Consider the following 25572-nt stretch of genomic DNA (forward strand, 5'->3'; position numbering starts at 1 on the left):
CGTTGGTGGGTGGCATGCTCTCGTTGGAGACGTAGGCGAGAGCGGGGAGTGTTGTGGGGCCTTGGGATGTGGAGCAGGTGCTCGCGCTGGCGTCTGATCCTGCGTCCGCCAAGGCCGGGCAGGCGCAGGCTCGGGTGGCGAAGTGGTCCGAGGCCGGTAGCTCGGAGGGCGCGCTGTGGGGGTACTGCCAGGGCAGCGGCAAGTCGCCGTACCAGACATCCGTTGACCTGAGCGGTCCGGCGTTCAAGTGCACCTGTCCGAGCCGGAAGTTCCCGTGCAAGCACTCGCTGGGGTTGATGCTGCTCTGGGCGGCTGGCGGGCTGCCTGCGACAGAGGAGCCGGAGTGGGTCGACAAGTGGCTGGCCGAGCGGAGCAGCCGCGCGGAGAAGGCGGCCGAGCGGGCCGAGAAGAAGCCTGGCGAGGTCGCCGACCCGCTGGCGGCTCAGGCGCGCGCGTCGCGACGGGCTGACCGGGTGTCGGCGGGTATGGCCGAGCTGGAGAGCTGGCTGGACGACCAGGTACGGCGGGGGCTCAGCGGCTTCGAGCAGCGGGGGTACGAGGAGCTGAGTCGGCTGGCTGCTCGGATGGTCGACGCGCAGGCTCCGGGGGTTGCAGGCGCCGTACGGCGTGCCGCTGGGGTGGTCGGGCGCGGGCACGGGTGGCCGGGCGAGCTGTTGGAGGAGCTGGCGCTGATCCACCTGACGGTGTCGGCGCACGGGCGGCTGGCGGAGCTACCGCCGTCGATGGCGGAGACCGTGCAGACGCGGATCGGCTGGACGGTCGAGACGGCGCGGGTGCAGGCCGAGGGGGAGAAGGTCGAGGACGACTGGCTGGTGCTCGGGCGCGTGGTGGAGCCCGACGACCGGTTGACCGTACGACGACTTTGGTTGCGCGGGGCAACGACTGGCCGCCTCGCCCTCATCCTCGCCTTCGCCCCCGCAGGTCGCCGCCTGGACCCGCTCCCCGCCCGCCCCGGTGAGGTCGTCCCCGCCGTCTTGTCCTTCTATCCAGGCGCCCTCCCTCTTCGCGCCCTGCTCACCCAGACCGCCCCCCGCCTCCCCGGCACCAAGCCGTCAGGCCTGTCCACCCACCAGGCTCTCGCCGCGTACGTGGAGTCGCTGACCGCAGACCCGTGGAACGAGCGCTGGCCGCTGGTCCTCCAGGATGTCCGCCCGGCCCGCAACGGTTCGACGTGGGCGCTGGTGGATGCCGACGGCGCGCTGGAGGTCCTCCCGACCTTCGATCCGTGGAAGCTTTTGGCCGTCTCAGCAGGCGCACCCGTGACGGTCGCCGGCGAGTGGAACCGCGCCGGCTTCCGCCCGATGACGGCCTGGGACGCCGACCGGCCGGTGATGGTGTGAGAGCCGTCCGACGGATGGAGATGGGGAGATGAGGGGCTGGGACGGCCTGGTGTCCTCCGCTTTGCTGGGGACCGATCGGCGGCCGCCGGGGTTTGAGGGCCTGCCTCCGGCGATCCAGCAACAGCTGTCCGATGACGCCGGGCTGCTGGATGCGGCCGCGTTGGCGACGCTCTACAAACGCGCGGGACGCCTTCCCCTGCAGGGGATCGAGCCCCTGACCGAAGCTCGAGGCGAGGACCGCCCGTTGCCACGATCCAACGCGATTCGGCGGTTGGCGGCCATGCTGACGGGATTCCAGTCGGCAGCGCTGGGCGAGTGGTTGCGGATCGCGGACGCCAAGGGTTGGGGGATCCCACCCGAGCACCTGCCCGCGTTGGCCGACTACGCGAAGAGCCGCGCGGAGTACCGGCCGCTGGTGATCGCCGCCGCGGGGCGCCGGGCGGCCTGGCTGGCTGAGCTGAATCCGGAGTGGCGGTTCCTGCACGAGGCGGTCAGCGATGACCCGCAGTTGTGGACTCACGGCAACGCGCTCCAGCGGAGAGCGTGGTTCAGGCGGTTGCGTGCGAAGGATCCAGCGGCTGCGTTGGAGGCGCTGCGCGAGGTCTGGCCGACGGAGACAGCGGCCACCCGGTTGGAGTCTCTCGGGGTGCTCAAGGTCAAGGTGAGCAAGGCCGACGAGGAGTTCCTGGAGCAGGCACTCGACGACCGGGCCAAGGAGGTCCGGCGCCTGGCGGCCGAGCTGCTGGCACGGATCGCAGGCTCGCAGTACGGCGCGCGGATGGCTGAGCGCGTGGCGGCGTACTTGATCGAGTCGCAGGGCGTGCTGGCAGTGACGCTGCCGGAGCGCGTCACCAAAGCGATGGAGCGCGACGGCATCGACCCACAAGCGCACCCCGGCCTCGGTCGCCGGGCCGGTTGGCTGAAGCAGTTGGTCGCCGCGGCTCCTCTGCCAAACCCGGCCACCCTGCAGCTACCAGTGGAAGGCGTAGCCGCCGAGGTGCTCCAAACAGCCTGGGCCGAAGCGGCAGTCCGCGACCAGAACGCCGACTGGGCCCGTGCCCTCCTGCTGAGCAACGCCGCGACCGACGGCCGGACCGGCGAGCTGCTGCGCGTCCTCCCGGAAGCCGAGCTACCCCAGGCGATCGAGCACCTGCGGACCACCATCGACCTGTCCGAGCTGGTCGGCGGCCTGCCGGTCCCGTGGCCGGAGCCGGTCGCCGTACTGGTGCTCGACCTGCTCGCCAAGGCCGGTACCCACCGCAGCTGGGCACGCCTGGCCAGCACCGCGGCGCGCGCCGTACCGCCTGAGGTCCTGAACCATCCGATCACCCGCGAGCCGACCGGCGAGGAAGACACCTGGCGGTTGCGGCTCGTCGAGACCCTGATTTTCCGTCGTGAGATGTACGAGGAGTTGTCATGACCAGCACAGCAGTGATGCGGCCGCACGCCGAGGACGAGTACGCCGACGAGCTGGCTGCGCTGGTGGCGACGGACGACCGGGTGCGTCCGCCGGCCTGGCAGCTGTCGCCGGCGGCCGTGGTCACCTACCTGCTCGGCGGGCAGGCCGGCGACACCGAGATCACGCCCAAGTACGTCGGCCCGCGCCGCCTGATCGAGGTCGCCGTCGCCACGCTCGCGACCGACCGGGCGCTGCTGCTGCTCGGCGTACCGGGTACGGCGAAGACGTGGGTCAGCGAGCACCTGGCCGCGGCGATCTGTGGTGACTCGACGCTGCTCGTCCAGGGCACGGCCGGTACGGCGGAGGAGGCGATCCGCTACGGCTGGAACTACGCGCAGCTGATCGCCCAGGGCCCGAGCGAGGCCGCGCTGGTCCCGAGCCCGGTGCAGCGCGCGATGGCCGAGGCGAAGATCGCCCGGATCGAGGAGCTGACCCGGATGCCGTCCGACGTCCAGGACGCGCTGATCACGATCCTGTCGGAGAAGTCGCTGCCGATCCCCGAGCTGGCCGGCGAGATCCAGGCCCGCAAGGGCTTCAACGTGATCGCCACCGCGAACGACCGGGACAAGGGCGTGAACGAACTGTCGAGCGCGTTGCGGCGCCGGTTCAACACCGTCGTCCTGCCGCTGCCGGACTCCGCCGACGACGAGGTCGAGATCGTTTCCCGCCGGGTCGCGCAGCTCGGCGCCTCGCTCGAGCTGCCGCCGCAGGACAGCGCGCTGGACGAGATCCGCCGCGTCGTCACGGTGTTCCGCGAGCTGCGCTCGGGCCGGACCGAGGACGGCCGGACCGCGGTCAAGTCCCCGTCGGGGACGCTCTCCACGGCCGAGGCGATCAGCGTGGTCACCGGTGGTCTCGCGTTGGCCGCTCACTTCGGCGACGGCGTCCTGCGCTCGTACGACGTCGCCGGCGGCATCCTCGGCGCGGTGGTGAAGGACCCCTCGGCCGACCGCGTGGTCTGGGCGGAGTACCTGGAGACCGTCGTCCGCGAGCGCGACGGCTGGTCGGACTTCTACCGGGCGTGCCGGGACCTGAGCTGATGTCTGTCCACCTGTTCGGCATCAGGCACCACGGACCGGGGTCGGCCCGGGCGCTGGTGGCTGCCCTGGCCGACCTGCAGCCGGACCTCGTGCTGATCGAGGGTCCGCCCGAGGCCGACAAGGTGGTCGAGCTGGCCGCAGACCCGGAGATGGTGCCGCCGGTCGCGCTCCTGGCGTACGCCGTCGACGACTCGACGCGCGCCGCGTTCTGGCCGTTCGCGGTGTTCAGCCCGGAGTGGCAGGCGATCCGGTTCGCGCTGGCCGGCGGCGTACCGGTGCGGTTCTGCGATCTGCCGGCCGCGCTGATGTTCGGGTCGTCGGAGCGCGAGCGCGGGTCGTCGATCGACCCGCTGGCGACGCTGGCCGCGGCCGGTGGGTACGACGATCCCGAACGCTGGTGGGACGACGTGATCGAGCACCGCCGCGACGGCGCCGAGCCGTTCACGGTGATCGCGGAGGCGATGGGCGAGCTGCGCCACGACGAGCAGGCGACCGGCCGGGAGGCGCAGCGCGAGGCGTACATGCGGCAGACGATGCGCAAGGCGATCAAGGAGGGCTTCGAACGGATCGCCGTGGTCTGTGGTGCGTGGCACGTGCCGGCGTTGAGCTTGCCGTTGCCTCCGGCAACTCATGACGCGCGGATCCTGAAGGGTCTTCCGAAACGCAAAGTGGCCTGCACCTGGGTGCCGTGGACGCACAGCCGGCTGGCCAACGCGAGCGGGTATGGCGCCGGCGTGACGTCGCCGGGCTGGTACCACCACCTGTTCACAGCGCCCGACCAGATCACCACGCGCTGGCTGACCAAGGTCGCCCGGGTGCTGCGCGACGAGGACTTGCCGGTGTCGAGCGCGCATGTGATCGAGGCGGTCCGGCTGGCGGAAACCCTTGCTGCGTTGAGGGAACGGCCGCTGGCCGGGCTGAGCGAGATGACCGAGGCGACGCGCGCCGTACTGTGTGGCGGGAACGACGTACTGCTGGATCTGGTGACGCGGGAAGCGGTCGTCGGGGAACTGCTCGGGACCGTGCCGGGCGATACGCCGCAGGCGCCGGTGGCAGCGGATCTCGCGGCGCAGGCTCGGCGGCTGCGGCTCAAGCGGGACCCGGCCGAGCGGGTGATCGACCTGGATCTGCGCAAGGAGAACGATCGGGACAAATCGCATCTGCTGCACCGGTTGCGGATTCTCGGGATCTCCTGGGGGTTGCCGACCTCGGACGACCGGCGGGCGCAGGGCACGTTTCGGGAGATGTGGAAGCTGGCGTGGGATCCGGGGCTCGAGGTCGACCTGGTCGCGGCGGGAGCCCACGGTACGACGGTGGTCGGGGCGGCGACGACCGTCATGCTCGCGGCCGCGTCGGAGTCGTCCACGCTGGCCGAGGTGACGGCGGCGCTCGAGCGCTCGTTGCTGGCGGATCTCGCCGAGGCGCTGCCCGCCTTGCTGGCGGGAGTCGACACCCGTGCGGCGAAGGACGCGGATGTCGGGCACCTGATGGCCGCGTTGCCCGCCTTGGCCCGGTCGGCGCGCTACGGCGACGTACGGGGAAGTGACACGGCCGGGCTGGGCGCCGTCGCCGAGCGGATGGTGGCTCGGGTGTGCGCCGGCCTGGGGCGGACAGTGCACGGGTTGGATCCGGATGCTGCGGCGTCGGTGCTGGAGCTGATCGACGGCGTACAGGATGCGACGGCGTTGCTTTCGGAGGAGTCGCGCGAGCTCTGGCTGCGGACGCTGGAGGGTTTGAGTGACCGGGCGTCGGTGCCGCCGTTGATCGGTGGTCGGTTGACGCGCTTGATGCTCGACACGTCGCGGGTGGAGTCGGGCGAGGTCGCGCTGCGGTTGGGACGGGCGCTGTCGCCGGGAACGCCCACCGGCGAAGCTGCTGGGTACGTCGAGGGCTTCCTCGTCGGCGGTGGATTGCTGCTGGTGCACGACGAGCGGTTGCTCGGGCTGGTGGACGGGTGGTTGTCGGGGATTCCGGACGAGGCGTTCCTGGAGGTTCTGCCCTTGCTGCGCAGGACATTCGGGACGTTCGCGAAGCCGGAACGGCGGTCGATCGGCGAGCGCGCGCAGGCGCTGGGCGGCGCCGTACAAGTCGTTGCCGTGGACGACGATCTGGACGCCGAGCTGGCCGCGTCGGTGCTGCCGACCGTGGCGCGATTGCTGGGGGTGTGATGGACGACGAACGGCTGCGCCGGTGGCGGATGGTCCTCGGCAGCGAGGCGGACCCGGAGACGGGGACCTCGTTGTCGAAGGCGGACCAGTCCGTCGATGCGGCGCTGGCGGCCCTGTACGACGCGGAGCGCGGTGAGCCGGGGACCAAGCGATCGTCCGGGCTCGGGTCGTCGGCGCCCCGGGTGGCCCGGTGGCTGGGCGACATCCGCGGGTACTTCCCTTCGTCGGTCGTCCAGGTGATGCAACGCGACGCGGTCGAGCGGCTCGGGATCACCCGGATGCTGATGGAACCCGAGCTGCTGAACGCGGTCGAGCCCGACGTCCACCTGGTCAGCACGCTGCTCGCGCTGAACGAGGTGATGCCCGAGGAGACCAAGCAGACCGCGCGCGAGGTCGTCGGCCGAGTGGTGGCCGACCTGGAGAAGCGGCTCGCCGAGCGGACCCGGGCGGCCGTCACCGGAGCGCTCGACCGGGCCGGGAGGACCGGCCGGCCGCGGCACGCCGACATCGACTGGGACCGGACGATCCGGCTCAACCTCAAGCACTTCTCGCCCGCGCTGGGCACGATCGTCCCGGACCGGCTGGTCGGGTACGCGCGGCGCAACCACAGCGTCCAGCGCGACATCGTGCTGGCGATCGACCAGTCCGGCTCGATGGCCGAGTCGGTCGTCTACGCGAGCGTGTTCGGCGCCGTCCTGGGGTCGTTGCGGTCGCTGCGGACCAGTTTGGTCGTCTTCGACACCGCCGTCGTGGATCTGACCGACCAGCTCGAGGATCCGGTCGACGTGCTGTTCGGGACGCAGCTGGGTGGCGGGACGGACATCAACCGGGCGCTCGCGTACTGCGAGACGCTCGTCGCGCGGCCGGCCGAGACCGTGGTCGTGCTGATCAGTGACCTGTACGAGGGCGGCAACCGCGAGGAGCTGATGCGGCGGGCACGGTCGCTGGTCGAGTCCGGTGTGCAGGTGGTCGCTCTCCTCGCGCTGGCCGACTCCGGCGCTCCGTCGTACGACGCCGACAACGCCGCCGCGTTCGCCGACCTGGGGATTCCCACGTTCGCCTGCACCCCGGATCTCTTTCCCGACCTGATGGCCGCGGCCATCAGGAAGGAGGACCTCGACCAGTGGGCTTCCACGAATCTCTAAACTGCTTCCCATGACTGCTGTGGAACTGACCCGCTTCAAGGCGGCCCGGCGTGACGACCTGCTGGCCGCCCGCCCGGCGATGCTCGCCGACTTCGCGGCGGACCGGAAGGGCTTCCGGTCCGCGCGCCTCGTGCAGCTCGCGAACGACGAGTGGCTCGACATCGTCGAGTGGGAGACCAGCGAGGACTACGCCGCGAGCAGCGCGAAGGGCCCGAACCTGCCCGGGATCGCCGCCTTCTTCGCCGCGATCGACTCGCTGGTCGTCGCCGAGGAGGGTGTGCTCAGCCCTTTCGCGTGAGCTGCAGGTAGTCGAGGTTGAAGTTCTGGTACGCCGTGGCGTCGACCCGGACGACCAGCTCGTGGCGGCCCTTGGTGAGGCGTTGCGTCGTCACCGGCTGGAGCGTGAACGCGTTGTGCGAGGTGGTCGTGACGAGATCGGCCGGCGCGCTCTCTTTGTTGTCGAGGGCAACGGTGATCCGGCCGGCCGGGTGGTACGGCGAGGAGACCCGGGCGGCGATCGCGTAGGTGCCGGTGCGCGGTACGTCGACGGCGTACTTGATCCACTCGCCGCCCCGGATCCAGCAGACCGCGACCGCGCCGGCCTGGTCGCAGACGTCGACGCCCTCGTACGGGCGGGCGATCGCGCCGCCGCGGTTCTCGTCGTCCTGGTCGGAGTAACCGACGCCCTTGCCGTCGGTCGAGTAGTCCTCGGCCTGGACGCGGACGGTGTCGCGCGGGAGCTCGGGCCAGGTCTTGCGGTCGTGGTTGCGGTCGCCGGAGTGCAGCCAGGAGATGAGTTGCTCCTGGTCGTCGGTCTGGATCATGTCGCCCTGGTGCCGGTCGACGACGGCCGCCCAGCCGAGTTTCGGGTCGATCAGCGACTTCTCGTCGGTGGACCCGGCGGCCAGTCCGTACCACATCGTGTTGATCCAGATCCGGCTCGCCTTCGCGACCGCGGCCACGGCGGCCGGCTGGATCTGCGCGTCGGTCAGCCGGTCGAACACCAGCTCGTACGACGGAAGCCGGCGGGCGAACGCGCCGAGGCTGCTCGCGTTCGCGTCGTCGACGACGTGGCTGTAGAGGATCCGCGGGTCGCGGGCGAGGAACTGCTCGACCTCGGCGACCGGCGCCGACGACTTGAAGATCGCGTGGTCGAGCGTGCCGGTCGCGGTCAGCAGGTCGTACTCCTGGTCGCGGAACGCCCACCCCTTGTCGAGGTTGATCAGCGCGCGGCCCTTCACCACCCGCAGCGCCTCCGCGAGCGTCGGCACCTGGTGCTCGGTCACGGGAGCCTGCGCGCCCCCGAGCCCGGTGCGCAGCTTGAGCGCGCGGACCTGCGCGAGCGTCAACGAGGACACCGCGCCGCGGCCGTCAGTGGTGCGGTCGACGGTCGTGTCGTGCATCAGTACGAGTTCCCCGTCGGCCGTCCGCTGCACGTCGATCTCGACCACCTCGGCGCCTTTGCGAATCGCCAGCTCGACTGCCGCCAGCGAGTTCTCCGGCGCGCCCCGCCAGTACCCGCGGTGCGCGACGACCATCACCGGTCCGCGCGGATCCAGGTACTGCTCCCGGATCTCGGCGATCCCAGTGGGCCGGCCGGCTGGTTGGTCGTCGCGGGTGGAGAGCCAGGGGACGGCGAGGGCGGAGGCGGCGACAGCCGCGGCGGTGGTGAGGACGGTGGCTATGGTCTTCCAGTGCGCGCGCATGCGGCGCACTCAAGCACTGCCGAGTAGCGCCCCCGGGAACGCGGGACGAACTGTCGCCGCGGGCGGACCACCTGGTCGGCTCATCTGGTGGCTCCAGTACGACGACGCGGTGGTCGGGGTGGGTGCGTATGCGGCCGGGGAGGTTGGTGGGGCTGAGGTCGCGGCGGCCGGAGGGAAGGAAGGCGGAGGGTTGCCGACCGCCGAGGCCCGGCGCCACGGCGCCGCCGTATCGGCTGTCTTGCTGGTGCCGGCCGCGGTGGTCGAGGTGGGTAGGTATGCGGCCGGGGAGGTTGGTGGAGGCTGAGGTCGCGGCGGCCGGAGGGAAGGAAGGCGGAGGGTTGCCGACCGCCGAGGCCCGGCGCCACGGCGCCGCCGTATCGGCTGCATTGCTGGTGCCGGCCGCGGTGGCTGGGCGCCCGGCCTCGGCGCCGCTGTACGGGCTGGCTTGTTGGTGCTGCCCGCGGTGGTTGGGGTGGGTGCGTATGCGGCCGGGGAGGTTGGTGGGGCTGAGGTCGCGGCGGCCGGAGGGAAGGAAGGGGAGTGCCGGTGGCGGCCAGGAACCATTCGGTTTCTCCTCTGCACTACCGCCCGAGCCGAAGGCGTGGCGACCGGCCGGATCCGGCTGCTGACGATCGCCAAAGGCCGGCGCCTCGGCGCCTCGCGTCGCCGTACCGGCTGGCTTGCTGGTGCCGGCCGCGGTGGTCGGGTGGGTGCGGATGCGGCCGGGGAGGTTGGTGGGGGTTGAGGTCGCGGCGGCCGGAGGGAAGGAGAGCGGAGGGTTGGCGGCCGCCGAGGGACGGCGCCTCGGCGCCGTCGTACCGGCTGGCTTGTTGGTGCTGGCCGTGGCGGCTGGGTGCCCGGCCTCGGCGCCGCGGTACGGGCTGGCTTGCTGGTGCTGCCCGCGGTGGTTGGGGTGGGTGCGGATGCGGCCGGGGAGGTTGGTGGGGGTTGAGGTCGCGGCGGCCGGAGGGAAGGAAAGCGGAGGGTTGGCGACCGCCGAGGGTCGGCACCTCGGCGCGCGCGGCGGGGTGTACGTCGAGGGTGCCGCCAGGACCGGGATGTGCCGCGGGTGGACCATCTGGTGTCCGGGACGGCCGAGGGGCGGCGCCTTGGCGCCGTCGTACCGGCTGCTTTTTGCTGGTGCCGGCCGCGGTGGCCGGGTGCCGGCCTGGCGCCGTCGTGCCGGCTTTCTTGCTGGAGTTGGCCGCATGGGCGGGCACCCGGCGTACGGGCGGCCGGCGTACGGGCTGTCAGTCGGCGAGTTGGAGGATGTCGATTTCGGTGCCGGGGTCGACTTCGGCGAAGCGGAGTGCCCATTGGATCGCCTCGTCGCGGGAGGCGACGCGGATGATCGAGAGGCCGGCGACTAGTTCCTTCGTTTCGGTGAAGGGGCCGTCGAGGACGCGGGGTGGGCCGTCGGGGAAGGTGATGCGGGCGCCGTGCTTGCTGGGGAGGAGGCCCTCGGCGGTGAGCAGGACGCCGGCCTGGCGCATCTCCTCGAGGACCGCGTCGGCGCGGATCAGGATGTCCGGGTCGGGAGCCTGGCCGGCCTCCAGCGCGGGGTTGGTCTTGTGCATCAGCGCGAATCGCATGGCACCTCCTCAGGCCGACCGTAGCGGGATCAGGCCCGCTTGTTCCAGGGCGCGCCAGTACGCCGGGGGGATGCTGTGGCCGAGGTACGCGGCGACCTCGGTGATCTCCTGCGGCGTGCGGGCGCCGACGACGACCGTCGGGATCGCGGGGTGGGTGAGCGGGAACTGGAGGGCGGCGGCCGGCAGGTGTACGGCGTACTGGTCGCTGATCGTGCGGAGCTGGTCGAGGCGGGCGGCGGCCTCGGGTGGGAGCGGTGGGTAGCCGACCGACGGGCGCGCGGCCGCGAGCGGACCGCCTTGGAAGACGCCGGCGCCGATGATCGAGACGCCGAGCTGGTGGGCGAGCGGGAGGAGTTCGTCGGCGGCGGAGTGGTCGAGCAGGCTGTAGCGGCCGGCGATGAGGACGCAGTCGGGCGTGGTGGTCGCCTCGCGGAGGAAGCGGGCGGCGACGTCGGCGTGGTTGATGCCGAGCGAGAGCGCGCGGATGGTGCCGCGGTCGCGGAGCTCGACCAGCGCGCGGAGTGCTTCGGTCGAGGCGGTGCGGAAGTCGAGCTCGGGGTCGTGGATGTGCAGGAGGTCGATCCGGTCGATGCCGATGCGCCGCAGGCTCTCCTCGAACGAGCGCATCACCGCGGCGTACGAGTAGTCCAGGCGCGGGCCGATGCCCGGGGGTGGTTCGGCCCAGATCTCCTGGAGGTCCTGGCCGCCGGGCTCGAGCAGGCGCCCGACTTTCGTACACAGCACGTACTGGTCGCGGGGGCGGCCGCGCAGAGCCATCCCGGCGCGCTGCTCAGAGAGTCCGTATCCGTAGACGGGCGCTGTGTCGAAGAACCGGATCCCCAGTTCCCAGGCCCGGTCGATGGTCGCCACCGCCTCCCCCTCAGGCACCACCGCGAACATCCCCGCCAACGACGCAAGCCCCAACCCCAGCTCGCTGACCTGCAGTCCACTCCGCCCCAACTCCACCGAACGCATGCCGAGGAGCCTACGAACTCCCACCGACAACTTCCCGACCCGTAGGCGGGTCGAGGGAGGGAGGGGTGCGAGAGCCGAATGTTCCCCCGAGGTTGCTTCAAGTGCCGGCCACCGAACGGGGGCTGGTACTTGGGAGGTGGGTGGGGGTGGGGCTTGTGTGTGCGGAGCATCTGTCGGAGGGCTGTGCCCGGCGGGGTTGCTTCAAGTGCCGGCCATCGGTCGGGGGCTGGTACTTGGGAGGTGGGTGGGGGTGGGGCTTGTGTGTGCGGAGCATCTGTCGGAGGGCTGTGCCCGGCGGGGTTGCTTCAAGTGCCGGCCACCGATCGGGCGCTGGTACTTGGGAGGTGGGCGGGGGTACAGCTTGTCTGTGCGCGCATCTGTCGGGGGCTGGTACTTGGGAGGTGGGTGGGGGTGCGGCTTGTGGGTGCCGCGCATCTGTCGGGGGCTGGTGGTCGATGACCCTCGGCGGGGTGGAACCGCTGGTTGCTCAAGCGGTTCAGTTTCGGGGGGTGAGGTGGTTAGGTGGCCCGATGGGAGACATCGGGGAGCGGTATCGGCGGCGGGCGGGAGCTTTCGAGGCGAAGGTTGCGGCGGTGCGGGTGGGGGACTGGGGCAACCAGTCGCCGTGTGTGAAGTGGTCGGCGCGGGACGTGGTGGACCATGTCATCGCGATGCACGGGTACATGCTCGGGCCGGTGGGGCGGTCGTTCGAGGGGGACGATCCGTTGCAGACGTTCCGGCAGGCTCGGGCGGCGGTCGAGGAGGTGCTCGACAACCCCGAGCTCGCGGCGCAGGAGGTCGACACACCCGCGGGGAGGATGACGGCCGAGGCGCAGATCGATCAGGTGGTCAGCGACGACCTGGTGCTGCACGGTTGGGACCTGGCCCGGGCGACCGGGCAGGACGAGGCGATCGATCCGGAGGACGTCGAGCGGCTCTGGCGCAGTACGACGTCGGTCCCGGCCGAGATGATGACGCTCTACCGCACGCCCGGCGCGTTCGGTCCCGACGTGGAGGTGTTCGGCCCCGAGATCGAGGTCCCGCAAGACGCTCCGCTCCAGGACCGCCTGCTCGGCTTCATCGGGAGGGATCCTTCAGTACGGCGCTGAGCTGGTCCGCCGCGTAGTACACCGAACTGTCCGCGCACACCGGCGCGTCCTCGAGCCGCGCGGCCAGCGTCGCCGCATCCGGAGCCAGCAGCGCGTCACCAAGATCCACAACGGGCTGCAGGTACTCGTGCCCCGGCAACTCGGCCACCGCAGTACGACAACCCAGCGCCATCCCCTCGAACAACGCCGTCGTCGACACACCCACCTGGTAGGCCGCCGCCCGCTGCAGCTCGACCGTCGACTCCGCCGACCCCGCGGACAGTCTCACGCGACTCCCGGACGGTACGGCGTAGTCCGTCAGGTGCTCGCTCGGGTGCAGCCGGAACACCACGTCCAGCTCCGGCCGCGCCGCCGAGAACTCGACCGCGAAGTCCAGCAGCGCCGGCCCGATCGTCCCCTGGGACAGGAACAGCACCTGGTCGTCGATCTTCAGCGAAGCATCGGCCGCCGGCAGGAACGGCGCCCCGATCACGGCCGTCGACATCCCGGCAGGCAGTTCGGCGACGGTCTCCCAGTACGAGCCGAAGCACCACAGCTCGTCCGGCTGGTCCGCGACCACCGGGCTGCCGGGGTAGCTGTAGCCGAGATGGAAGGGGCTGATCGCGCCGTGCTGCAGCTCGATCACCGGTACGCCGAGGTCGCGGGCCGCGCCGGTGATGTGCTGGTGGAAGTACGGCACCACGGAGTACACGGTCTTGATCCGGTGCCGCCGCAGCAGCGCGCGGTACAGCGTCCGCAGCCGCAGGTGCTTCGGGATCTCCCGCGCGACCAGCGCGCCGATCGGGACCTTGACGCCGGTCAGCGCCTCGAGCGCGTTCGCGATCGTCGTGGTCCGCGCGTCGATCGAGCGGCTGCGGACCGCGCCCGCGGCCGAGGTGAAGAAGTCCAGGTTGCGGCTGCCGGCCAGCGGGGTCCCGTTGATCCCGGAGTCCAGCACCAGCGCCGACGAGCCGAGCTCGGTGCGCAGCTTGTCGGTGTAGATCTCGATCCCCGCGGGCTTGCGCGGGTGCGGCACCACCAGCGCGTCGTACGCGCCGGAGGCGAGGAACGGGTTCTTCCCGACCACACCGGCGACGTGCTTGCCGACGAGGCGCGCCTTGTCCGAGCGCGTACGGCGTACTGGGTGCGGCTCGCCGTGGATCCCGCCGCGTTTGGTCAGCTCATGGAAGACGCGCATCCGGATGATCGGCCACGGGTGGGCGCCCTGGATCCGCCAGCTCAGCAGATCCAGCTCCCTCTCCAGCTGCCAGATCGCGTGGCACAGCGTCGCCACCGTCGGTGTGGTGCCGTTCCCGGTACTCGTCATGGTTGATCCCAACTATGCCCGCGAGGCTGCCGATGCCCGAGAAGAACCGGCGAACGGCCTTCAGCAGATAGGTCTTGCGTACCAGCACCAGACCGGCCAGGCCGTAGCCGAAGGCCGATCCGATGCGCGCCAGAGCATAGGCCAGCGCCTTGCCGGTGCTGGCCACCCCGGGCCGGATCAGCACCCGGGAGATGCTGTCGCCGCTGCCGGAGCGGAACGCGCGCCGGACCAGCCAGCGCAGCGTCGTCCGGGACGCGGGCACGTCCTCGGTGATCCGCGCTTCTTCGCACCAGACGATCCGGAACCCGGCCTGGTGCACGCGCAGGAAGAAGTGCAGGTCGCTCGACCCGGTGAACCGGAACGCCGGGTGGAAGGCCGGCGTGACCTGGTGGTACACCTTCTGGGCGACCAGCGTGTTGTTCGTGTACGCCTTGTTCAGCACGTCACCGGTCTTGTGCTTGCCGGTGGAATCGTGCACGTCGCTGTACCGGTTCCAGGCCGGGGCGTCCGGCGGCAGGATGCCCTGGATCGGCCCGGTCACCACGTCCGCGCCGGTGCTCTTCCAGGCGCCGAGCAGCGTGGCCAGCCAGCCTTCCGGCGCGACCTCGTCGTCGTCGACGAAGATCAGCGCGTCGTCGTCCCAGCACAGTTGCACCGACTTCTCCCGCGCGAACGGGATCCCCGGCTCCGGCTCGATCGCGGACTCGACGGCGTACGGGCCCGTTGACGCGACAATCACTTCCGCGGCCGATCCGGCCGCGTCGTTGTCCACCACGACGATCCGTACGGCGAAGTCGCTGTCCGCGGGCAGCTCCTGGGCCTGCAGGCTGTCCAGCAGGTCCAACAGCTGCTCAGGCCGCCGGAAAGTGATCACGGCGATCGCGACGGAGGTGCTCATGGCGACCGAGACTATCGGTCCGTCGAACGCCAAGCCATTCGCCCCTGTACCCCTGGGTACAGTGAGCAAGGTGGAGACAGTCGAACGGTTGATCCGGAGTACGCAGCAGCTGCTCTGGGAGCGGGGCTACGTCGGGACCAGCCCGAAGGCGATCCAGGCCGCGGCCGACGCCGGCCAGGGCAGCATGTACCACCACTTCACCGGCAAGGCCGAACTCGCGAAGGCGGCGATCGAGCGGTCGGCGACCGAGCTGAGCGCGGCCGCCGAGGAGCAGCTGTCCGGGCCCGGTACGGCGGTCGAGCGGATCGCGCGCTACCTGCAGCGCGACCGGGAGGTGCTCAAGGGCTGCCGGATCGGCCGGCTCACCGCCGACCCGGACGTGATGGCCGACCCCGCGCTCCGGGCGCCGGTCGAGGTCACCTTCCGGCGGATCCGCGAACGGCTCGCCGAGATCCTTGCCGAGGGCAAGCAAACCGGAGAGTTCCCGGCCACTCTGGATCCGGTGGCGACGGCGGCGACCGTCGCCGCCGTACTGCAAGGTGGGTACGTGCTGGCCCGGGCAGCGAACGACGACGAGCCGTTCGACCAAGCGGTGCAAGGAATGGTCCAACTACTGCAAGGAGTCGCTCTGTGAGGATCGGTGCCGTCTTTCCCCAGCTCGAGATCGGCAGTGACCCGGCGGTGGTCCGGTCCTGGGCCGAGACCGTCGAGCAGGCCGGCTACACGCACGCGCTGGCCTACGACCACGTGCTCGGCGCGGACCCGGCGAACCGTCCGGGCTGGAGCGGTTATACCGACAAGTCCTTGTTTCATGAGGTTTTCGTGCTGTTCGGGTATCTCGCGGCGGTCACCACTGAGCTGGAGCTGGTGACGGGCGTCGTGATCCTGCCGCAGCGCCAGACCGCTCTGGTGGCGAAGCAAGCGGCCGAGGTCGATGTGCTCAGCGGCGGCCGGCTCCGGCTCGGCGTCGGCATCGGCTGGAACCAGGTCGAGTATGACGCGCTCGGCGTCCCCTTCAAACAGCGCGGCGCCAAGCTCGAGGAGCAGGTCGACCTGCTGCGCAAGCTCTGGGCCGACCCGGTCATCTCGTACGACGGCAAGTACCACCAGGTCGAGGAGGCCGGTCTCAACCCGCTGCCCGCTCGTCAGATCCCGATCTGGTTCGGCGGCACCGCGGAGGCGGTGTTGCGTCGTACGGGCGAGATCGGTGACGGCTGGATGCCGCAGAGCAATCCCGACGAGGAGGCCCGCGCTGCCGTCGAGCGCGTTCGCCAGTACGCCGTGGAGGCCGGCCGCGACCCGGCGGCGATCGGCTTCGAGGCCCGCCTGACGCTCGGCCGCGTGCCGGAGGCGGAGTGGCCGGCCTTCGCCCAAGCCTGGCGGGAAATCGGTGCAACTCACCTGAGCGTGAACACCATGGGGATGGGTCTGAAGAACCCGGAGGACCACGCGAAGGTTCTTCAGGATGTCCTGCCGTCGTTGCAGAGCTAGGCAGGTGTGTTCGCCGTCGAGCCTCTCACCACCAGCGGGCACGGCAGCGTGACGATCTCGGTCGGGCGGTCGGGGTCGACGATGCGTTGGCGGAGCAGGTCGACGCCGGTTTCGACGATGGCGTGGATCGGCTGGGCGACCGAGGTCAGGTCGAAGGACTCCCAGGCGGCCAGGTCGGTGTTGTCGTAGCCGATCACCCACACGTCGTCGGGGACCGTGACGCCGAGCGCGCGGGCGCCGTCCAGGATGCCGAAGGCGAGCAGGTCGGTCATCGTGTAGATCGCGGTCGGCGGCTTCTTCTGCGAGAGCAGCTTCTGCGCGGCCGCGTGGCCGTCGGCGTGCGGGACGCCGACGGTGACGATGTTGCGGGCCTTGATCTTCACGCCGGCCTCGTCGAGCGCGGCCCGGAAGCCGTTCTCGCGGTCGCGTGACGTGTTCCCGGTGTGCTCCAGCCGGACCAGCCCGATCTCGGTGTGCCCGGCCTCGGCGAGGTACCGGCCGGCGTCGTACGCGCCCTGCCAGTTGTCGCCGACGACCTGGTCGCAGTCCAGGCCGTCGATCCCGCGGTGCAGCAGGACGGTCGGCGTACCGGACTCGAGGGCCATCGTGTGCAGCGTCGAGTCGTACGTCGCGGAGGTCAGCAGGAATCCGTCGACCAGCCGCTGCTGCAGCACGCGGCTGACCGACTCCTCCGGGTCGTGCTCGATGTTCCACAGGATCATGTGCAGCCCGACCGAGCTGAGCACGCGGCCGATCTCGTCCAGCAGTTCGGCGTGGAACGGGCTGGTCACGCGGGTCATGAAGACCCCGATGGTGTCGGTACGCCCGGTCTTCATCGCGCGGGCGAGCGCGTTCGGCGTGTAGTTCGCTTCCTTGAGCACCTGGAGCACGCGGGCTCTGGTCTCCGGATTGACCTTCGGATTGTTGGTCAGCACCCGGGACACCGTCGCCTGGGACACCCCTGCCAGACGCGCCAGATCCCTGCTGGTTGGTGGTCGACTCACCGTGGCCTCCCCTCGTGGTCGGACCCGAACCCTACTGAAGAGTGTGGTCCTTCACCGTTGACCGACACCAGATCGCTCTGTATACGTATTCAGTGTATACGTATTCATCCTTCATGGATGGGAGATTCCGGTGCAGACAATCCCCTCCAACCTCAGCCGCCGCCGGTTCCTGGCGGGGCTGGGCGGAATCGCGGCCGGCGGTGTGCTGGCCGGCTGCGGTGGCAACAGCAACGACGCGGGCGGTGGCGGCAAGGGCCTCACCTTCCTCAACTGGCAGCAGGTCAAGGGCACGCCGTTGGAACAGGCGATCCGGGCCCACGAGAAGGCTTCGGGCGCGACCGTCACGGTGCAGCCCGCGGTCACCCAGGAGTACGACACCAAGATGCGCACGCTGCTGGCCGGTGGAGCACCGCCGGACATCATGCGGATCAACGACGACTTCGTCCGCGGCTTCTCCGAGCAGGGCGCGCTGCTGGACCTGCGCCCGTACATCGAGAAGGACGGGCTCGACACCGCGCACTTCGCCAAGGAGGTGTACGAGTTCCCCAAGCAGCCGGACGGCTCGCACACCGCGTGGGTGGTCGGCTACGAGCCACGGCTGATCTTCTACAACGTCGACCTGTTCAAACAGGCCGGCGTACCGCTGCCGCCGACGACGTGGAGTGCGGAGGGCTGGCACTGGGACGACTTCGTCGACCGGGCCAAGAAGCTCACCGTCCCCGGCCAGCGGTACGGCGGACTGATCTACCTGGACACCGGGTACGAGCAGACGTTCACGGTCAACCACGGCAGCGAGACCGGGATCTTCTCCACCGACGGCACGAAGTTCACGCTGTCCGGGACCCAGGAGATCGAGGCCTTGCAGTGGGCCACCGACCTGACCTGCAAGGACAAGGTGCAGCCGCCGTGGTCGTCGCTGCAGCAGGACAACGCCGAGACGCAGATGTTCGCGCAGGGCAAACTGGCGATGCTCTACGCGACCTTCGGGACGGTGCCCTACCTGCGCAGCACGATCAAGGACTTCACCTGGGACGTCGCGCCGCCACCGGCCGACCTGCAGCAGAAGACCGAGTCCAGTGTGATCGTCTTCTGCATCCCCAAGACGGCCAAGAACCCCGACCAGGCCTGGGCCCTGCTGAAGTACCTGGCCAGTGAGGACGGCGGCCGGATCCTGCTCGAGGGCGGTTCGTTCACGCCGATCAACAACAAGGCGGCGGCCGGGCTCGCGCCGAAGGGCAAGATGCCCGAGCACATCGGGCTGTTCGGTGAGGCGTCCAAGCACCTGACCGCGACCAACCAGACCAAGAACACGCTCGGCGCCCGGGAGCTGTACCGGCCCGCGCTCGACCAGGCCTACAACTGCGAGAAGCCGGTCGCCGAGGTGCTCCAGCAGATCACGCCGCAAGTGGAGACCGCACTGAAGGGCTGATTGCCAATGGCAACGTTATCCCTCACGCGCGGCCGCCCGGTCGCGGTCGCGGGAGCTCGCCGGGAACGCCGCCGGCAGAACCTGGTCGGCTGGCTGTTCATCAGCCCGATCGTGGTCGGCGTGGTGGTGTTCCAGTTCTTCCCGATCCTGGTCTCGATGGGCGCGTCGCTGACCAGCTGGAACGGCATCTCGGCGCCGAAGTTCGTCGGGCTGCAGAACTTCCGGGACCTGTTCGGCAACGACCCGTTGTTCGTGCAGACGTTCAAGAACACGATCTACTTCACGCTGGCCAGCATCCCGCTGACGATCGGGGTCGGGCTGGTGCTGGCGCTGCTCTGCTCGCGGCCGATCAAGGGCGTCGCGTTCTTCCGGACGGCGTACTTCGCGCCGTACGTGACGAACGTGGTCGCGATCGGGTTCGTCTGGTTCTGGTTCTTCCAGCCCGACAACGGCGTGATCAACGGGATGCTCGGCCAGGTCGGGATCTCCGGGCCGCAGTGGCTGTCGAGCTCGAGCTGGGCGATGCCGGCGGTGATCCTGGTGAGCGTCTGGCAGGGCATCGGCTATCCGATGATCATCCTGCTGGCCGGCCTGCAGGGGCTGCCCGAGGAGTACTTCGAGTCGGCCCGGATCGACGGCGCCGGGGCGTGGGCGCGGTTGCGCTACATCACGTTGCCGCTGCTCACGCCACACTTCCTGTTCCTGCTGATCACCCAGTTCATCACGTCGTTCCAGGTCTTCGGGCTGATCTACGTGATGACCAAGGGCGGGCCGGGACACTCCACCAGCGTCTACATCTTCAACATCTACCAGAACGCGTTCGGCTTCGGGAAGGTCGGTTACGCCTCGGCGATGGCCTGGATCCTGTTCGCGGTGATCGCCGCCGTCACGTTCCTGCAGTGGCGGTTGCAGAAGAGGTGGGTGTTCTACACATGAGAATCGCCACCAAGACCTCGCAGTACGTCGTGATGACGCTGTTCGCGGCGGCCTTCCTGGCGCCGCTGGTGTGGATGATCAGCGCGTCGTTGCGGCCGGAGGCGCAGGTGCTGTCGGTGCCGCCGCAGTTCCTGCCCAAGGACGCGCAGTGGGACAACTACCGGCAGATCTTCGAGCTGATCCCGGTCTTCCTGTGGAACAGCGTGAAGCTGGCCGGGCTGAACGTGGTCGGCATCCTGATCGTCGCGTCGATGGCGGGCTACGCCTTCGCCCGCTTGAGGTTCGCCGGGCGGGACTTCGCGTTCATCGTGCTGCTGGCCACTTCGATCATCCCGGGGATCGCGTACCTGATCCCGCAGTACATCGTGTTCCGGCACATCGGGTGGGTGGACACCCAGTACCCGCTGTGGGTGCCGAAGGTGCTCACGCCGGTCTTCGCGACCTTCCTGATGCGGCAGTCCTTCCTCACGGTGCCGAAGGAGCTGGAGGACGCCGGCAAGATCGACGGCGCCTCCACCTTCGGCATCTACTGGCGGATCATGCTGCCGCAGACCAAACCGGCCCTGGCCGCGATCGGGGTGTTCACCTTCCTCGAGTCGTGGAACGACCTGTTCGGGCCGTTGATCTACATCAACTCCGAGAACCTGCAGACCCTGCCGGTGGCGCTGGCCCAGTTCCAGGGCGAGTACTTCACCCAGATCAGTCTGCTGATGTGCGGTGCGACGGTCTCCGTCGTACCGGTGATCGCCGTCTTCCTTTTCGCGCAGCGCTATTTCATCCAAGGCATCACGATGACAGGAATGAAGGGGTGAGCGACGTGCCGGACCGGCTCGTAGCCATGCAGATCGGAGCGGTTTCGTTCGTCGACGAAGGCGTCGACCAGACACTGGACATCCTGGCCGACCGGGGCGCGGTCAACGCGCTCTTCCTGGCCACGCCGACCTGGACCCGGGGCACCGGGGGCCGGCAGATTCCCGGGCACCCGATCCCGGACCACGGTGGCCAGGAGTACGACCTGGGGTGGGTCGGCGGCAACTACGCGACCACGCACCCGCAGTACTACGGCAACACCGTGCTCGGTTCGGCCGGGCAGGCTCCCGAGCATCCTGACCTCGACCTGCTCGGCGAGGTGATCCCGAAGGCCCGCGAGCGCGGCATGAAGTCCTTCGCCTGGATGGAGGAGAGCGGCGGCGCCAAGCAGTTGCGCACGTACCCGAACTTCGTGAAGGTGCTCGAGGTCGACGCGTGGGGACGGCCCGGCCGCCGGCCGTGCTTCAACAACCCGGACTACCGCAACTGGCACCTGAGCTTCGTCGAGGACTACCTGCAGAGCTACGAGCTCGACGGCCTCGCGTGGTGCTCGGAGCGGCCCGGTCCGCTGAACATGCTGATGCAGGGCACGGTCGACGTGGCCGAGGTCGGCTGCTTCTGCCCGCACTGCCGCCAGTTCGGGCGTGAGCGCGGGATCGACGTGGACCGGGCGATGCGCGGCTACCGCGAGCTGGTCGAGTGGAACCAGCGGGTCGGCGCCGGTGAGCGGCCGGCCGACGGCGCGTTCGTCACGTTCTGGCGGATCCTGCTGAACTTCCCGGAAGTGCTGGCCTGGCAGACGTTGTGGACCGAGAGCCAGCGCCAGCTGTACCGCGACATCTACGGGGTCGCGAAGGCGTTGTCGCCCGCCGTCCAGGTGGGGTGGCACGTCTACCACAACATCTCGTTCAGCCCGTTCTACCGGGCGGACCAGGACTACGCCGAGATGGCGAAGTTCTCCGACTTCATCAAGGTGGTGATCTACAACAACTGCGCCGGGCCGCGGTTCTTCACCTGGGTGAAGAGCATCTGCGGCGCGCTGTTCGCCGACGCGGATCCCGAGGACGTCTACCCGTTGATGATGAAGCTGCTGCAGCTCGACGAGGGCTCGTACGACAAGCTGCCGCAGGCCGGCTTCACCGCGGACTACGTACGGCGCGAGACCGAGCGGGCCGTCGCCGGCGTCGGCGGGCAGAGCCTGATCTACCCGGGCATCGACATCGACATCCCGGTCGGGGTGGCCAAGCAGCGCGGGCTGGAGTCGCCGCGCGATCTCGGCACCAAGATCAACTGGGACGACAACGAGGGCGACCTGACCCAGTGCACGCGCGACAGCGTGCGGGACGCCGTACTGGCTGCCTTCGCGGGGGGTGCCGAAGGTGTCGTGCTGAGCCGGAAGTACTCCGAGATGGTGCTGGACAACCTGTCCGGCTCCGGTGACGCGCTGAAGAGCCTGGCCGGATGACCGGCGCACCCTGGTACCGGCGCACGCTGCGCTGGGCCCAGACGAACCTGACCGAGAAGGACCCGGCCCGGTACGACGCGGACTGGTGGCGCGGCCAGTGGCGCCGGACCAGGGTGCAGGGTGTCATCGTCAACGCGGGCGGCATCGTCGCGTACTACCCGAGCAGGTTCCCGCTGCATCACCGGGCGGAGTTCCTCGGCGAGCGCGACCTGTACGGCGAGATCGCGGCTGCTGCACGGGAAGAGGGCTTGACCGTGCTGGCCCGGATGGACTCCAACCGGGCGCACCAGCCGCTGTACGACGCGCATCCGGACTGGTTCGCTGTGGATGCGTCGGGTGAGCCTTATCGGGCGGGCGAGCTGTACGTCGCGTGCGTGACCGGGCCGTACTACCGGGACTTCCTGACCGGCGTGCTCGAGGAGATCATCGAGCGGACGGCGCCGGACGGGATCACGGACAACAGTTGGAGCGGGCTCGATCGGGAGCACATCTGCTACTGCGCCAACTGCTCTGGTTCGTTCAAGGAGCTGGTGGGGCTGGACCTCCCGAGAGCTGTGGACTGGGAGGACACGGCGTACCGGCGGTGGATCCGGTGGAGCTACGACCGGCGGCTGGCGGTGTGGGATCTCAACAACGAGGTGACGCAGCGGTTCGGCGGGCCGGATTGTCTGTGGATCGGGATGAACGGGGGTGAGGTCGTTGCTCAGAGCAAGCGGTTGCGGGACGACGTGGCGATCTGCTCGCGGGCGCCGATCTTCTTCCTCGACTCGCAGTGGCGGCACGACGAGTCGGGGTTCCAGGCCAATGCCGATACCGGGAAGCGGCTGCACGGGTTGCTCGGGTGGGACACGTTGATTCCGGAGAGCACGGCGATGTACGACGCGGGGACGCCGACGTTCCGGCTCGGGAGCAAGCCGGCGCCGGAGGCCCGGATGTGGGCGGTGGAAGGGTTTGCGGGTGGGATCCAGCCGTGGTGGCACCACATCGGGTCGGTGCATGAGGACCGGCGGCAGTACGACACGGCGGAGTCGTTGTTCGGTTGGCATGCCTCGAATGAGCAGTACTTGGTGGGTCGGGAACCGGTGGCGACCGTGGGGTTGTTGTGGAGTCAGCGCAGTGTGGACTTCCACGGCAAGGACGATCCGGAGACGGTGAGTCAGTTGCCGTACCGCGGGTGGGTGGATGCTTTGGTACGGGCCCGCATCCCCTACTTGCCTACCTCTGAAATCAGAAGTTCTTTTGAGGTGCTGATCGTCCCCAATCTGGGGGTGCTGACGGATCAGCAGTGTGCTGAGTTGGTGAGGTTCGTTGAGGGTGGCGGCCGGCTGATCGTGACCGGGGAGTCGAGTCTCTACGACGAGTGGGGAGACCGGCGCGACGACTTCGCGCTCGGTGAGCTGCTCGGCGTACGGCACAGCGGGGAGCGGCGGGTCGGTGGGTCGTCGGGGAGCTGGGAGACCTACGACAGCCACAGCTACCTGCGGATCGAGGATCGTTCGGTGGCCGACGGGTTCGACGGGACCGACTTGCTCCCGTTCGGTGGCTCTTTGGAGGTCGTGCGGGGCGAGGGCGCGTTGACGCTGGTGCCGCCGTTCCCGATCTACCCGCCGGAGAAGTCGTGGATGGCGGAGCCGACGACCGACGTACCGGCGCTGGTGCTGGGCGAGCGGACGGCGTACCTGGCGGCTGATCTGGATCGGCTCTATGCCCGCTACCACCACCCGGACCACGGGCGGTTGCTGGCGAATCTGGTCCGGCGGTTCGCCGGGGAGCTTCCGTTGACGGTGGAGGGCGCGGGCGTGCTGGACTGCCAGGTCTACCGGCAGGGCGAGCGGACCGTCGTGCACCTGGTCAACCTCGACCAGGGCGGCGCGTGGCGGGGACGGTTGGAGGAGTTCACGCCGAGCGGGCCGTTCACCGTGTCGGTCCGGGCGAGCGGGAGCCGGGCGTCGTTCCTGGTCGGTGGTGGGGAGGTCGCGGTGACCGAGGAGGGCGGCTGGATTACGGTCGAGGTGGAACGCATCACGGATCACGAAGTCTTGGTCGTCGAGTAGAGGAGTGCTGGTGGCAGTCGAGGTCACGGGACCGATGCACGAGCGGTACGACGAGATCCTGAGCGAGCGGGCGCTCGCGCTGATCGAGCAGCTGCACCGCGCGCTGAACCCGCGGCGGCTGGAGCTGCTGGAGCGGCGCCGGACGCGGGTCGAGGAGATCGCGGCCGGTGGGTCGCTCGGCTTCCTGGCCGAGACTGCCGCCGTACGGGACGATCCGGACTGGCGGGTGGCCGAGCCGGCGCCGGGCCTGGTCGACCGGCGGGTGGAGATCACCGGGCCGACCGACCAGAAGATGACGATCAACGCGCTGAACTCCGGCGCGAAGGTCTGGCTGGCCGACCACGAGGACGCGAACACCCCGCTGTGGGAGAACGTGATCGGCGGGCAGCTCAACCTGCTCGACGCGATCACCCGCACCATCGACTTCACCAGCGACGCCGGCAAGTCGTACGCGCTGAAGCCGGACGACGAGCTCGCGACGATCGTGGTCCGGCCGCGCGGCTGGCACCTGCCGGAGAAGCACCTGCTGGTCGACGGCGAGCGGACGTCGGGCGCGCTGGTCGACTTCGCGCTCTACCTGACCGCGTGCGGGCAGCTCCAGCTCGACCGCGGCCAGGGGCCGTACTTCTACCTGCCGAAGCTGGAGTCGCACCTCGAGGCGCGGCTGTGGAACGACGCGTTCGTGCTGGCACAGGAGTTCCTCGGCATCCCGCGCGGCACGATCCGGGCCACGGTGCTGATCGAGACGTACCCGGCGGCGTTCGAGATGGAGGAGATTCTGTACGAGCTGCGCGAGCACTCGGCCGGGCTGAACGCGGGCCGCTGGGACTTCATGTTCAGCGTGATCAAGACCTACCGGACCCGTGGCGCCGACTTCCAGCTGCCGGACCGCAACAGCGTGACGATGACGGTGCCGTTCATGCGGGCGTACACCGAGCTCCTGGTCCGGACGTGCCACCAGCGTGGAGCGCACGCGATCGGTGGGATGGCGGCGTTCATCCCGAGCAAGGACCCGGCGGTCAACGAGCAGGCGTTCGCCAAGGTCGAGGCCGACAAGACGCGCGAGGCCGGCGACGGCTTCGACGGCTCGTGGGTCGCGCACCCCGGCATGGTCGACACCTGCCGCGCGGTCTTCGACCAGGTCCTCGGCGCGGCGCCGAACCAGCTCGGCAAGCTTCGCTCCGACGTCACCGTGACCGCGGACCAGTTGCTCGACGTCGCCGCGACTCCCGGCGAGGTCACCGAGGCGGGCCTGCGCAACAACATCAGCGTCGCCGTCCAGTACCTGGCGGCCTGGCTGAAGGGCACCGGCGCGGTCGGCATCTTCAACCTGATGGAGGACGCCGCCACGGCCGAGATCTCGCGCTCGCAGATCTGGCAGTGGCGGCAGAATGCCGTCGTGCTCGACACCGGCGCGACGGTCACGGCCGACCTGGTGACGCGGTTCGCCGACGAGGAGATCGCCAAGCTGGGCGACGACCCCACGGCGTACGCCGACGCCCGCGAAACCTTCCTCGAGGTCGCGATCGCCGACGACTACGCCGACTTCCTCACCCTGCCCGCCTACGAGCGGATGCCGTAGGCGGGCGTCCTGCCCTGGGTCCGCCCATCCGCGGACCCAGGG

At 69.8% G+C, this 25572-nt stretch carries 21 protein-coding genes; 15 read left to right on the plus strand and 6 right to left on the minus strand.

Annotated elements, in window-relative coordinates; all coding sequences use genetic code 11:
• The first annotated feature begins 53 nt into the window (after positions 1-53).
• The 6 genes from HDA39_RS33735 to HDA39_RS33760 are packed head-to-tail and all read left to right on the plus strand — an operon-like array spanning position 54 to position 7471.
• Positions 54-1361 (plus strand): SWIM zinc finger family protein, encoded by a 1308-nt coding sequence (locus HDA39_RS33735; protein WP_184802132.1) that lies wholly within the window; start codon positions 54-56, stop codon positions 1359-1361.
• A 28-nt stretch (positions 1362-1389) separates the two neighbouring features.
• Positions 1390-2781 carry a DUF5691 domain-containing protein gene (locus tag HDA39_RS33740; RefSeq protein WP_184802134.1) on the plus strand — a complete coding sequence of 464 codons (1392 nt, stop codon included), beginning with the start codon at positions 1390-1392 and terminating at the stop codon, positions 2779-2781.
• Entirely contained in the window at positions 2778-3860 is a 1083-nt protein-coding gene (locus tag HDA39_RS33745; RefSeq protein ID WP_184802136.1) for an ATP-binding protein, read from the plus strand. The genes HDA39_RS33740 and HDA39_RS33745 overlap by 4 nt, the downstream gene beginning before the upstream one ends.
• Entirely contained in the window at positions 3860-6028 is a 2169-nt protein-coding gene (locus HDA39_RS33750; RefSeq protein ID WP_184802137.1) for a DUF5682 family protein, read from the plus strand. The genes HDA39_RS33745 and HDA39_RS33750 overlap by 1 nt, the downstream gene beginning before the upstream one ends.
• Positions 6028-7173 (plus strand): VWA domain-containing protein, encoded by a 1146-nt coding sequence (locus HDA39_RS33755; RefSeq protein ID WP_184802139.1) that lies wholly within the window; start codon positions 6028-6030, stop codon positions 7171-7173. The genes HDA39_RS33750 and HDA39_RS33755 overlap by 1 nt, the downstream gene beginning before the upstream one ends.
• 10 nt (positions 7174-7183) lie before the next feature.
• Complete coding sequence (locus tag HDA39_RS33760) at positions 7184-7471, plus strand: hypothetical protein (RefSeq protein WP_184802141.1); 288 nt, start codon at positions 7184-7186, stop codon at positions 7469-7471.
• On the opposite strand, the gene HDA39_RS33765 is transcribed toward HDA39_RS33760, so the two are convergent.
• The 3 genes from HDA39_RS33765 to HDA39_RS33775 all read right to left on the minus strand — a co-directional run bounded on the left by HDA39_RS33765 (position 7455) and on the right by HDA39_RS33775 (position 11446).
• On the minus strand, positions 7455-8879 hold the full coding sequence (locus tag HDA39_RS33765) for a glycerophosphodiester phosphodiesterase family protein (protein ID WP_184802143.1): 1425 nt from the start codon (positions 8877-8879) through the stop codon (positions 7455-7457). The two genes, HDA39_RS33760 and HDA39_RS33765, sit on opposite strands and share 17 nt — an antisense overlap.
• Positions 8880-10129: 1250 nt before the next feature.
• The gene (locus HDA39_RS33770) at positions 10130-10471 is read right to left on the minus strand and encodes a YciI family protein (protein ID WP_184802145.1); all 342 of its coding nucleotides are present in this window, start codon (positions 10469-10471) and stop codon (positions 10130-10132) included.
• A 9-nt stretch (positions 10472-10480) separates the two neighbouring features.
• Entirely contained in the window at positions 10481-11446 is a 966-nt protein-coding gene (locus tag HDA39_RS33775; RefSeq protein WP_184802146.1) for an aldo/keto reductase, read from the minus strand.
• 530 nt (positions 11447-11976) lie between these two features.
• On the opposite strand from HDA39_RS33775, the gene HDA39_RS33780 reads away from it, so the two are divergent.
• Complete coding sequence (locus HDA39_RS33780; protein ID WP_184802148.1) at positions 11977-12555, plus strand: TIGR03086 family metal-binding protein; 579 nt, start codon at positions 11977-11979, stop codon at positions 12553-12555.
• Here HDA39_RS33780 and HDA39_RS33785 read toward each other — a convergent pair.
• Together HDA39_RS33785 and HDA39_RS33790 are read right to left on the minus strand one after the other, a co-directional pair.
• Positions 12524-13732 (minus strand): hypothetical protein, encoded by a 1209-nt coding sequence (locus HDA39_RS33785; RefSeq protein ID WP_184806804.1) that lies wholly within the window; start codon positions 13730-13732, stop codon positions 12524-12526. The two genes, HDA39_RS33780 and HDA39_RS33785, sit on opposite strands and share 32 nt — an antisense overlap.
• Complete coding sequence (locus HDA39_RS33790; protein WP_184802150.1) at positions 13716-14759, minus strand: glycosyltransferase family 2 protein; 1044 nt, start codon at positions 14757-14759, stop codon at positions 13716-13718. The genes HDA39_RS33785 and HDA39_RS33790 overlap by 17 nt, the downstream gene beginning before the upstream one ends.
• Positions 14760-14829: 70 nt before the next feature.
• On the opposite strand from HDA39_RS33790, the gene HDA39_RS33795 reads away from it, so the two are divergent.
• Positions 14830-15393, plus strand: coding sequence for a TetR family transcriptional regulator C-terminal domain-containing protein (locus tag HDA39_RS33795; protein ID WP_184802152.1), 564 nt, complete (start codon positions 14830-14832; stop codon positions 15391-15393).
• Positions 15390-16250 (plus strand): TIGR03619 family F420-dependent LLM class oxidoreductase, encoded by an 861-nt coding sequence (locus HDA39_RS33800; RefSeq protein ID WP_184802155.1) that lies wholly within the window; start codon positions 15390-15392, stop codon positions 16248-16250. Before HDA39_RS33795 ends, HDA39_RS33800 begins: the two co-directional genes overlap by 4 nt.
• On the opposite strand, the gene HDA39_RS33805 is transcribed toward HDA39_RS33800, so the two are convergent.
• The gene (locus HDA39_RS33805; protein WP_184802157.1) at positions 16247-17254 is read right to left on the minus strand and encodes a substrate-binding domain-containing protein; all 1008 of its coding nucleotides are present in this window, start codon (positions 17252-17254) and stop codon (positions 16247-16249) included. The genes HDA39_RS33800 and HDA39_RS33805 overlap by 4 nt on opposite strands.
• Before the next feature lie 130 nt (positions 17255-17384).
• Here HDA39_RS33805 and HDA39_RS33810 point away from each other — a divergent pair, with 130 nt between their 5' ends.
• From HDA39_RS33810 to aceB, 6 genes are read left to right on the plus strand one after another with little or no spacing between them, the layout of a single operon-like run.
• On the plus strand, positions 17385-18683 hold the full coding sequence (locus HDA39_RS33810; RefSeq protein WP_184802159.1) for an extracellular solute-binding protein: 1299 nt from the start codon (positions 17385-17387) through the stop codon (positions 18681-18683).
• Between the two features lie 6 nt (positions 18684-18689).
• Entirely contained in the window at positions 18690-19619 is a 930-nt protein-coding gene (locus HDA39_RS33815; RefSeq protein WP_184802161.1) for a carbohydrate ABC transporter permease, read from the plus strand.
• The gene (locus HDA39_RS33820; protein WP_184802163.1) at positions 19616-20431 is read left to right on the plus strand and encodes a carbohydrate ABC transporter permease; all 816 of its coding nucleotides are present in this window, start codon (positions 19616-19618) and stop codon (positions 20429-20431) included. Before HDA39_RS33815 ends, HDA39_RS33820 begins: the two co-directional genes overlap by 4 nt.
• Entirely contained in the window at positions 20428-21894 is a 1467-nt protein-coding gene (locus HDA39_RS33825) for an alpha-amylase family protein (RefSeq protein WP_184802165.1), read from the plus strand. Before HDA39_RS33820 ends, HDA39_RS33825 begins: the two co-directional genes overlap by 4 nt.
• Positions 21891-23948, plus strand: a complete 2058-nt coding sequence (locus HDA39_RS33830) for an alpha-amylase family protein (RefSeq protein ID WP_184802167.1) — start codon at positions 21891-21893, stop codon at positions 23946-23948. The genes HDA39_RS33825 and HDA39_RS33830 overlap by 4 nt, the downstream gene beginning before the upstream one ends.
• 10 nt (positions 23949-23958) lie before the next feature.
• Entirely contained in the window at positions 23959-25530 is a 1572-nt protein-coding gene (gene aceB / locus HDA39_RS33835) for a malate synthase A (protein WP_184802169.1), read from the plus strand.
• Positions 25531-25572: the final 42 nt, after the last annotated feature.

The sequence above is a fragment of the Kribbella italica genome (assembly GCF_014205135.1).
GTDB classification, from domain to species: Bacteria; Actinomycetota; Actinomycetes; order Propionibacteriales; family Kribbellaceae; genus Kribbella; species Kribbella italica.

Excerpts from the sequence above, each read along its gene's own strand:
- HDA39_RS33740 (WP_184802134.1), top strand. The coding sequence starts at position 1,390 with ATGAGGGGCTGGGACGGCCTGGTGTCCTCCGCTTTGCTGGGGACCGAT.
- HDA39_RS33745 (WP_184802136.1), top strand. The coding sequence starts at position 2,778 with ATGACCAGCACAGCAGTGATGCGGCCGCACGCCGAGGACGAGTACGCC.
- HDA39_RS33750 (WP_184802137.1), top strand. The coding sequence starts at position 3,860 with ATGTCTGTCCACCTGTTCGGCATCAGGCACCACGGACCGGGGTCGGCC.
- HDA39_RS33755 (WP_184802139.1), top strand. The coding sequence starts at position 6,028 with ATGGACGACGAACGGCTGCGCCGGTGGCGGATGGTCCTCGGCAGCGAG.
- HDA39_RS33760 (WP_184802141.1), top strand. The coding sequence starts at position 7,184 with ATGACTGCTGTGGAACTGACCCGCTTCAAGGCGGCCCGGCGTGACGAC.
- HDA39_RS33765 (WP_184802143.1), bottom strand. The coding sequence starts at position 8,879 with ATGCGCGCGCACTGGAAGACCATAGCCACCGTCCTCACCACCGCCGCG.
- HDA39_RS33770 (WP_184802145.1), bottom strand. The coding sequence starts at position 10,471 with ATGCGATTCGCGCTGATGCACAAGACCAACCCCGCGCTGGAGGCCGGC.
- HDA39_RS33775 (WP_184802146.1), bottom strand. The coding sequence starts at position 11,446 with ATGCGTTCGGTGGAGTTGGGGCGGAGTGGACTGCAGGTCAGCGAGCTG.
- HDA39_RS33780 (WP_184802148.1), top strand. The coding sequence starts at position 11,977 with ATGGGAGACATCGGGGAGCGGTATCGGCGGCGGGCGGGAGCTTTCGAG.
- HDA39_RS33785 (WP_184806804.1), bottom strand. The coding sequence starts at position 13,732 with ATGCGCGTCTTCCATGAGCTGACCAAACGCGGCGGGATCCACGGCGAG.
- HDA39_RS33790 (WP_184802150.1), bottom strand. The coding sequence starts at position 14,759 with ATGAGCACCTCCGTCGCGATCGCCGTGATCACTTTCCGGCGGCCTGAG.
- HDA39_RS33815 (WP_184802161.1), top strand. The coding sequence starts at position 18,690 with ATGGCAACGTTATCCCTCACGCGCGGCCGCCCGGTCGCGGTCGCGGGA.
- HDA39_RS33820 (WP_184802163.1), top strand. The coding sequence starts at position 19,616 with ATGAGAATCGCCACCAAGACCTCGCAGTACGTCGTGATGACGCTGTTC.
- HDA39_RS33830 (WP_184802167.1), top strand. The coding sequence starts at position 21,891 with ATGACCGGCGCACCCTGGTACCGGCGCACGCTGCGCTGGGCCCAGACG.